This window comes from Sporosarcina sp. NCCP-2222 (genome assembly GCF_023168145.1).
Classification (GTDB): Bacteria; Bacillota; Bacilli; order Bacillales_A; family Planococcaceae; genus Sporosarcina.
Genome location: NZ_BQYK01000011.1, coordinates 14,371 through 23,159, shown reverse-complemented (window position 1 = coordinate 23,159; position 8,789 = coordinate 14,371). Strand labels below are relative to the sequence as shown.

General features: G+C 45.6%; 9 protein-coding genes. All 9 read left to right on the top strand.

What is annotated here, in order from left to right; all coding sequences use genetic code 11:
- The coding region (locus tag NCCP2222_RS18360; RefSeq protein ID WP_248513840.1) for a substrate-binding domain-containing protein at positions 1 to 783 on the top strand (783 nt) is incomplete at its 5' end.
- Positions 784 to 885: 102 nt separating this feature from the next.
- Positions 886 to 2,037, top strand: a complete 1,152-nt coding sequence (locus tag NCCP2222_RS18355; protein ID WP_184205754.1) for a Gfo/Idh/MocA family protein — start codon at positions 886 to 888, stop codon at positions 2,035 to 2,037.
- A 27-nt stretch (positions 2,038 to 2,064) separates the two neighbouring features.
- Positions 2,065 to 3,042, top strand: coding sequence for an ABC transporter permease (locus tag NCCP2222_RS18350; protein ID WP_248513839.1), 978 nt, complete (start codon positions 2,065 to 2,067; stop codon positions 3,040 to 3,042).
- Positions 3,023 to 3,934 (top strand): carbohydrate ABC transporter permease, encoded by a 912-nt coding sequence (locus NCCP2222_RS18345; RefSeq protein WP_184205758.1) that lies wholly within the window; start codon positions 3,023 to 3,025, stop codon positions 3,932 to 3,934. Before NCCP2222_RS18350 ends, NCCP2222_RS18345 begins: the two co-directional genes overlap by 20 nt.
- 12 nt (positions 3,935 to 3,946) lie before the next feature.
- Positions 3,947 to 5,563, top strand: coding sequence for an extracellular solute-binding protein (locus tag NCCP2222_RS18340; RefSeq protein WP_248513838.1), 1,617 nt, complete (start codon positions 3,947 to 3,949; stop codon positions 5,561 to 5,563).
- A gap of 73 nt (positions 5,564 to 5,636) precedes the next feature.
- Entirely contained in the window at positions 5,637 to 6,272 is a 636-nt protein-coding gene (locus tag NCCP2222_RS18335) for a YesL family protein (protein WP_248513837.1), read from the top strand.
- A 13-nt stretch (positions 6,273 to 6,285) separates the two neighbouring features.
- Positions 6,286 to 7,500: an N-acetylglucosamine-6-phosphate deacetylase gene (gene nagA / locus NCCP2222_RS18330; protein ID WP_248513836.1), complete on the top strand. Its 1,215-nt coding sequence runs from the start codon at positions 6,286 to 6,288 to the stop codon at positions 7,498 to 7,500.
- 110 nt (positions 7,501 to 7,610) lie between these two features.
- Positions 7,611 to 8,342 (top strand): GntR family transcriptional regulator, encoded by a 732-nt coding sequence (locus NCCP2222_RS18325; protein ID WP_184205766.1) that lies wholly within the window; start codon positions 7,611 to 7,613, stop codon positions 8,340 to 8,342.
- A gap of 76 nt (positions 8,343 to 8,418) precedes the next feature.
- Positions 8,419 to 8,789 (top strand): class II fructose-bisphosphate aldolase (locus NCCP2222_RS18320; protein WP_248513906.1); only part of this gene is annotated, 371 nt, incomplete at its 3' end.

Below are 8,789 nucleotides of genomic sequence, written 5' to 3'. Positions count from 1 at the left end.
GAAAATCCATATTTCTCGAAAATCTTTATAGGAATAACGGATACTCTTAATGAAGCCGGTTATTCGCTATTATTGCTTCAACCGGAGGATTTGGAAGACGATGCATTATTCCAAAAGACAGTTAGAGAGCAGGAAATAGAGGGGATTTTGCTTGTCGACTCTATCCGAAAAGAAACTCTTTTAGAATTGAAAAAATGGATTCCTGTTGTAGGGATGGATTTTAACTACAGTGAGCATAACGTTTCCATTGTCGATTACGATAGGGAAGAGGCGGTGTATAAAGGGATTGCCCATCTCGTGTCCCGGGGGCATGGTCGCATCGGATTTATTGGCGGGGAAATGAATGGCGATTTTAAAGGAGAAAAGCGTTTCAAAGGCTACCGGAAAGCGATGCAGGAATTTAATCTGGATGTGGATGAGCGCTTTATTGTGGATTCCAGGTGGTGTATGGACCGGACATATCGGCTCATGACTGAACTGCTGGCCAGTTATACTGACTTGCCATCTGCATTTATGTGTGCCAGCGATATGCTTGCGATTGCAGCTATGCGGGCCGTTCAAGAAAATCATTTATCCGTGCCTGAAGATATCGCTTTTGTAGGAATCGACAACAATGAAATGGCGCAATATGCAATGCCGGCTTTGACGACAGTGGCTATCCCGCAATATGAAATGGGAGTTGTAGGAGCAAAAGTGTTGCTAAATCAAATAGCTGATCAAGACTTTCGAATGGATTTGCGTACGTTATTGCCGACTGAATTAATGATTCGGAAATCTACATGAAAATAGGTGTGGATTTCTTTTCACAGCAAGGAAAACGTTTTCCGTAAATGCGGAAAATTTTCCTGGTTAAATAGTAGCTTAACTAAGAAGGGGATGTTGGAAATGGAAAAAGTACGGATTGGTGTTATCGGTGCCGGCTTGCGCGGCGGACTTGCGCATTATTGGCACAAACCGGATGGAGAATCGGAAGTGGTCGCGCTCGCGGATCTTTCGGAAGAAAGACAACAAAAATTTCAAGAAAAGCTCGGAACACCTATTTTTCTTACGAAGGACTATAAAGATCTTTTAATACGAGAAGATATCGATGCGATTGCAGTACTCTCTCCAGATTACTTGCATGAGGAACATATTATAGCTGCCCTGGAAGCAGGTAAACATGTGTATGCCGAGAAACCGCTTGCTATCACCGTTGAGGGATGTGACCGCATTCTGGAAGCCTGGAAAAATTCCGGCAAACATTTAATGGTTGGCTTTAATATGCGGTATATGAGCATGTATCAAACGATGAAGGGATTGATCGACTCCGGCGCAATCGGCGAGTTGAAAGCCGTTTGGGTACGCCATTTTGTCGGCTTCGGCGGTTATTTCTACTATCACGACTGGCATGGCCAATCGAAAAATACGACATCACTTCTTCTTCAGAAAGGATCTCATGACCTCGATGTCATCCATTGGATTTCTGGCCGTTACACGACGAAAGTGTCTGCATTTGGAAGTCTTGATTACTATGGGGGCGATATGCCAAACGATTTGACTTGTCCGGAATGTTCGCTGAAAAATACGTGTCCGGAATACGTTCCTCATACATTCACGGAATGCGCGTTCCGAAATGAGATCGATGTGGAAGACAACAACATGCTCATTATGGAACTCGAAGGAGGCGTCAAGGCATCGTATCTCCAGTGCCATTTCACACCTGACTATGAGCGGAACTACACGTTCATTGGAACCGAAGGCCGGATTGAAAATGACGATGTGAACGGCAAAGTCTATCTTAAGACGCGCAAGACGAACACGTGGAAGGAATTCAGCGATGTGACGTACGAAATGAAGCCGGAAGAAGGAAGCCATGGAGGGGCCGATCCGAAAATCGCCCAAGATTTCGTCGAGCTGGTTCTTCGCAATAAAGAACCTCTTACTACGCCGTTTGCCGGACGAATGAGTGTAGCAGTTGGATGTGCAGCCACAGAATCCATCCGATCTGGCGGCAAAGTGGTGGCAGTATCTCAAACATCCAGCATCGTACATAACTGATCTGTCCTGAAAGAAAGGGGTGTGTGTATGGCCAATGTAAGTGAAAACGTAGCAGTGAAAACTATCAAGACGGAAGATAAGAAAGAAGCAAAACGGAGAGCGCGAAGTAAATGGTGGAAATCCATTTGGCGAAATTGGGAACTGTATGTTCTGCTTTCTCCCGTCATCCTTTACTTCTTAGTATTCCATTACTTTCCTTTATATGGACTGCAAATTGCCTTCAAGGATTTTATTGCATCCAAAGGGATTCTCGGAAGCCCATGGGTCGGTTTTAAGCATTTTGAACGCTTCTTCAACAGTTATTATTTCTGGCGGCTGATCAAAAATACGATTGGCATAGGGATTTTTACTCTCGCTGTATCCTTCCCGGTGCCCATCATTATCGCGCTCATGCTGAATGAAGTGAAGAGCCTCCGATATAAAAAGTTCGTACAGACGGTCATCTATGCACCTCATTTCCTATCGACCGTCGTTGTAGTCGGTATGCTCCTCTTATTCGTCAAACCGGACGGGATGATCAACCAAGTCGTCCGGCTGTTTGGAGGGACACCGATCGACTTCATTTCGGAGCCGTCCTGGTTTAAGAGCTTGTATGTATTTTCAGACGTTTGGCAGACGATGGGCTGGAGTTCCATCATCTATATTGCCGCACTTGCGGCAGTAGATCCCGCGCAGCATGAAGCGGCGATGATAGATGGAGCCTCCCGGTTCCAGCGGATACTCCATATTAACATTCCAGCCATCATGCCGACGATCGTCATCCTGTTCATTCTAAATGCGGGATCGGTCATGGCAGTCGGTTTTGAGAAAGTGTATTTAATGCAAAATGATTTGAACATGTCGGCTTCTGATGTCATTTCGACATTTGTGTACCGGAGCGGGATTTTGGAAGCGCAATACAGCTTCTCCGCAGCCGTCGGATTGTTCAATTCGATCATTAACTTCATTATGCTGCTCATGGTGAATCAATTCGCGAAGAAAGTGAATGAGACAAGTCTATGGTAAGGAGTGGGAGAAATTGAGAGAGTCAAAGACAGACCGCACATTCATTGTGTTCAACTATATTTTCCTCACGCTGATTGCCTTGCTCGTCCTTTACCCGTTGGTTTTCGTCGTGAGTGCATCACTCAGCAATCCGCAATACGTCATTTCGGGTGAGATGTGGCTTTGGCCGAAAGAGTTCACAGTAGAAGCGTACGAGAAAGTATTTAAGAACAAAGATATTATCAATGGCTTTATTAACACGATGAAATACACTGTTGTCGGAACTGCCTTGAATGTTGTCATGACAATTCTAGCAGCCTATCCGCTGTCACGGAAGGACTTGAAGGGCAGAGGTTTCATCATGGCTTTCATGGTCTTCACTATTTTTTTCAGCGGCGGGCTCATTCCGACCTATTTGCTCATCCGTGACCTAGGCATGCTGAACACGTTTTGGGTCATGATCATTCCAAACGCAGTAGCAGTATGGAACATTATCATTATGCGAACGTTCTTCCAGTCCATTCCGCATGAGTTGCAGGAATCCGCGATGATCGACGGTTGTGGCAACTTCCGAATCCTTTGGAATATTGTCTTGCCGTTGTCTTTCCCGGTCATTGCCGTCATGGTGCTGTTCTATGCGGTCGGCCATTGGAATTCGTACTTTCAGGCATTGATTTATTTAACGGATCAGGATCGATTCCCGCTTCAGCTCATCTTGCGTCAGATTCTGATTCAAGGGCAAACGGACGATATGATCCAGGCGACAACGGAAAGCTTCCTTGCCCAACAGCTTAGTGTGGAAGGGCTAAAATACGCAGTCCTGATCGTCGCGAACTTGCCGATGCTTCTGCTATACCCGTTCTTACAACGGTATTTTGTAAAAGGTGTCATGATTGGATCTTTGAAAGGATAAAAGGGGGAGATTATGTTGAAGAAAAGGTATTTCACAGGTTTGGCAGCTTCCATGCTGCTGTCAGCGGGTATTTTGGGGGCCTGCTCGAAGACAGACGGGGAAACGGTTACGGGAGATTTAGAGAATTTAAATGAGACAGGCATGCCGATCGTCAAAGAAAAAATTGAAGTGGACGGCTTTGCAGCGAAATTCTTCGCTTCACAGGATTGGAACGATTTAATGCTGTGGAATGAATATGAAAAAATGACGAACATTAAAGTTGATTGGACGACTGTCCAAACGGAAGCGCTTGCTGAGAAAAGAAACTTGTCTTTGACGGGTGGGGATTATCCGGAGATGTATTTCGCCTCTGCTTTCTCCAAGACTGATCTTTTGAAGTATGGACAACAAGGGATCTTTCTTCCGTTGAACGATTACATCGATAAGTATGCACCGAACTTCAAAGCTATTCTCGATGAGTATCCATCAGTGAAGCAAGGGATTACGATGGCGGATGGCAATATTTATGGTTTCCCTGCCATTTATGATCCGAATTTCGAAGCGCTTCGTGCAGGGGCTCCGTGGGTCATGCAGGAGTGGCTCGATAATCTTGGCCTGAAAGAACCGGAAACGACAGAAGAATTCTATCAAATGTTGAAAGCCTTCAAGGAAAAGGATCCCAACGGCAATGGAAAGCCGGATGAACTCGGCTGGGGCGGAGGCTACGGCATCAATGAGTTTATTTCCTACTTGCGTGGAAGCTTCGGTCTGAATAAACAAGGAAGCATGAATATCAATCTCGATTTCAAACCGGGTACGGAAGAGTTCCGATTCGTTCCTGCAACGGATGAATATAAGGAAATGCTCGCATATTTGCATAAGCTGTACTCCGAAGGGTTGATTAATAAAGACGTTTTCACAACAACGCCACAGGAATTCACAGCCGAATCTGCAAAAGGAAACTACGGAGCATTGAACTCCATCGACCCTGCCGAATTGTTGAAGATCGATGGATATGTCGGTTTGCCAGTGTTGGAAGGACCGAATGGCGAGCGGGCGTATAATACAGTGTCGAACGGCCTCGGCAATATGGGGATGTTCGTGTTGACAGATAAAGCGAAAAACCCGGAGGCAATGGTTCGCTGGATGGATTATTTCTATGGGGATGAAGGCAATAAAATGTTCTTCATGGGCTTTGAAGGCGTGACGTATGAAGAGGATTCCGAAGGTAACTTCAAATATCTCGAAACGATTACCGACAATCCGGATGGCCTGAATATGGACCAGGCGATCAGCCAGTATTTGACTTGGCCGGGAGGATATTACCCGGGTATCGTCCGCCAGAAGTTCTTCCAAGGAGCTGAATCGAAGGAGAACTCGACATTGAATGCAGAAAAAGTGAAACCATACCGCATTAAGGACGAAGACATCCTTCCAGGCATTAACTACACAGTGGAAGAGAGCGAGCGGGTGAGCGCTATCATGACAGATATTCAGACATACGTAGATGAGATGACCGCGTCCTTTATTACAGGCAAGGCGGATCTTGGAAAGTGGGATGAATATTTGAAGACGCTCGATAAAATGGGTGTGAACGATTATCTTGAAATTGCGCAAGGAGCATACGAGCGCATGGAAAGTGAAAAATAATCCGGGAGCTTGTACAGGGGAAAGCCTCTGTATGAGCTTTCCCATTTTGGTGAGGTGCTGAAGGATGGAAGTGATGGGTTGGAAAGGTAGATTGTATTGGTTTGTAGAGCTTGTCACCATGCTTGCGGTCGTTCAGCTTATGTGGATAGGGCTGACACTTCTAGGGCTCGTCGTGTTCGGAATTGGCCCCGCAACAGCAGGCATCTTTCATGTGATGCGGAAAAGGCTTCAAGGAGAAGATGATTTAAAAACACTGCTGAAGAGCTATTGGCAGACGTATAAAAATGAATTCATCGATGCAAATAAAATTGGGGTTACGCTGCTGGCCTTCGGCTATTTCCTCGTCGTCAACTTTAGGGTTGCATCCTCAATCGGCGGGATGCATGGCCTCGTGATGATGACATTGCTTATCACAATCCTTGTGCTTTATGCAGTTCTTGTCATCAATATTTTTCCGGTGTTCGCTCATTACGAGTTGCCTTTCTCCAGATACTTTTCAGCATCCGTCCTGCTCAGCTTATCGTTCCCGATGCAGGCCATTCTTTCATTCATTGGGTTATATGGATTGTACCGTGTATTTCTATTCATCCCTGGGCTTCTTCCGTTTTTCGGCATTAGCCTGACCGTGCTGTTCCTGGCATGGATGGCAGATCGGATATTTAATATGAAAGGGAAAATGGATGGTACCCTCCAGGCAGAAGGAAAATGAAAGAGGTGTCTTCATGAATTCGATGTGGATTATCAATGCGGCAGTCGTGCTGGAAGACTCCGTAATCAGTCGGGGATATGTCTGCATAGAGTATGGAAAAATTATATCCGTTGGAAAAATGGAGACGTGTCCTCAGCTAATAAAAGAGGAAACTATTATTGATTGCAAGAATGAAAAGACCGTCATTCCGGGCATGATTGATATCCACGTTCATGGAACATGCGGCCATGATGTGATGGATGCAACACAGGAGGCACTGTCAGGCATTTCACAAGGATTAGTGAAAGAAGGCACGACTTCATTCCTTGCGACCACCATGACAAATCCAAGAAACCTAATTGAAGATGCATTGCGAGCTGTCAAAGCATACCGCTCGCTAGATGGAAAACAAGGCATAGCGGAGTTGCTTGGCATCCATCTAGAAGGCCCGTTCATCAATCCAAAGCAAAAAGGTGCACAGCCGGAAAAGGCAATCCTTCAGCCGGACGTCGATCTTTTTCGAGAGTGGCAGCAATTGTCCGGAGGCGCAATTAAGGTTGCGACCATTGCGCCTGAGATGGGGCCATCGGACTTTGTTCAAGAGCTGGTGAAAGAAGGAGTCATCTTGTCCATCGGCCACTCAGACGCCACATACGATGAGGCGCGAAAAGCTATTAAACAAGGAGCCACTCATGCTACTCATTTGTTCAATGGAATGCGTGGCATCCATCATAGGGATCCGGGTGCTGCGGGGGCTGCTTTGATAGCGGACGAAGTATTTGTGGAATTAATTCCCGATGGTCATCATGTACACCCCGACCTGATGAAGCTTATTATGCGGCAAAAAGGAGCTGGCCGAGTGCTTGTTATAACAGACGGCATGCGTGCAAAAGGGATGCCGGACGGTGAGTATGATCTTGGTGGAAATAGAGTCATCGTAAAGAACGGCAAATGTGTACTGGCTTCTGGCAATTCGCTTGCAGGAAGCATCGTGACAATGGATGAAGCAAGGCGAAATATGGCGGCTTGGTGCAATCTGTCTCTCGTTGAACTTTCATGGATTACTTCATTGAATCAGGCGAAACGATTAGGAATCGAGTCAAGAAAAGGATCCATCTCAGCTGGCAAAGATGCCGACCTTGTTATTCTGAACAGCTCGGAACATGTGGATGTGACGATATGTAGAGGGGAGATTGCCTATCTGTCTACAGATTCGGAGTTAGAGCTGCTAACTGAACAAATAAAATAATTTTCCCGAACTCTTCGGAAACCTCCAATGTAGCTTATGTTGATTTAATAGGAAACTTGAACCAAGGATGATATATTGGAATGAATAATGAAATAAAAGGATGAATTTGTATGAAACCTTTAGATCAAGGAAGCATCATTCCATTGTATTATCAAGTCAAGCAACGACTGGAAGAGCGGGTTCAATCAGGTGAATGGAAACCCGGTGATAAGATAGATTCGGAAAACCAGTTGATGGAAACTTTTAATATTAGTCGAAACACAGCCAAAAAGGCAATCGAGGAAATGGTCCAAGACGGTCTGTTGTACCGAGTTCAAGGAAAGGGGACATTTGTCGCTCATCCGAAGCTGGAGCAATCGCTTGGCGGGTTTTACAGCTTCAGCCAAGTTTTGCGAGATAAAGGGATTACCCCGTCAGATATTATTCTTGAAGTGGAGGAAGTGACTCCAAATTCGAGAATCCGCAGTGGACTTCAACTCGAGGGTGAAGAGAAAGTCATTAAGATGAAGCGGATCCGATGTGCGGATGGTGAGCCAATTATCCTCGAATCTTCTTATATGCCAAAATCAGTCGTTGTCGATAAAAAAGATTTATTTGATGTGAAGACGTCGTCCCTCTACGACTTGCTGGCGGCCCGATACGGTGTTTCAGTCGTCCGTGCCAAGGAAGCATTTGAGCCTGTACTAATACGGGAGGAAGAGAGCGTCCATTTGCAAACGGAAGTGGGGAAACCTGCTTTATTGTTAGAACGTACGGCATTCGACACTTCAAACCGGCCGGTGGAATTTTGCATTTCTATTGTTCGAGGAGACAGATGCCGTTTTTACACAGACCTTGTTTAATTGAAGCACTGAAGGGGTGCTTCTGTCTTTATAACTTGTACCAACAACCCTATGATATTACAAGGAGGCAAACGGAATGCCATTAGTGACAACAAAAGAAATGATGCAGGATGCATACAACAACCATTATGCAATCGGGGCATTCGGCGCCCACAATCTTGAAATAATTAAGTCAGTTATTGCGGGGGCTGAAGCGGAAGGTGCTCCTGTTATTCTGCAGACGACATCCAGTACATATCAATACGTCGGTATGCCTTATATGATTGCGATGGTCAAAGCGGCCGCAGAACAGGCGAGAGTTCCTGTCGCTCTTCACCTTGACCACGGGGAATCGTTCTGTGTGGTTATGGAATGCCTGCGTGCAGGATATACATCAGTGATGATTGATGGCTCGAGATTTCCATTTGAGGACAATGTTGCTCTTGTGAAGCAGGTAGTTGAGGCGGC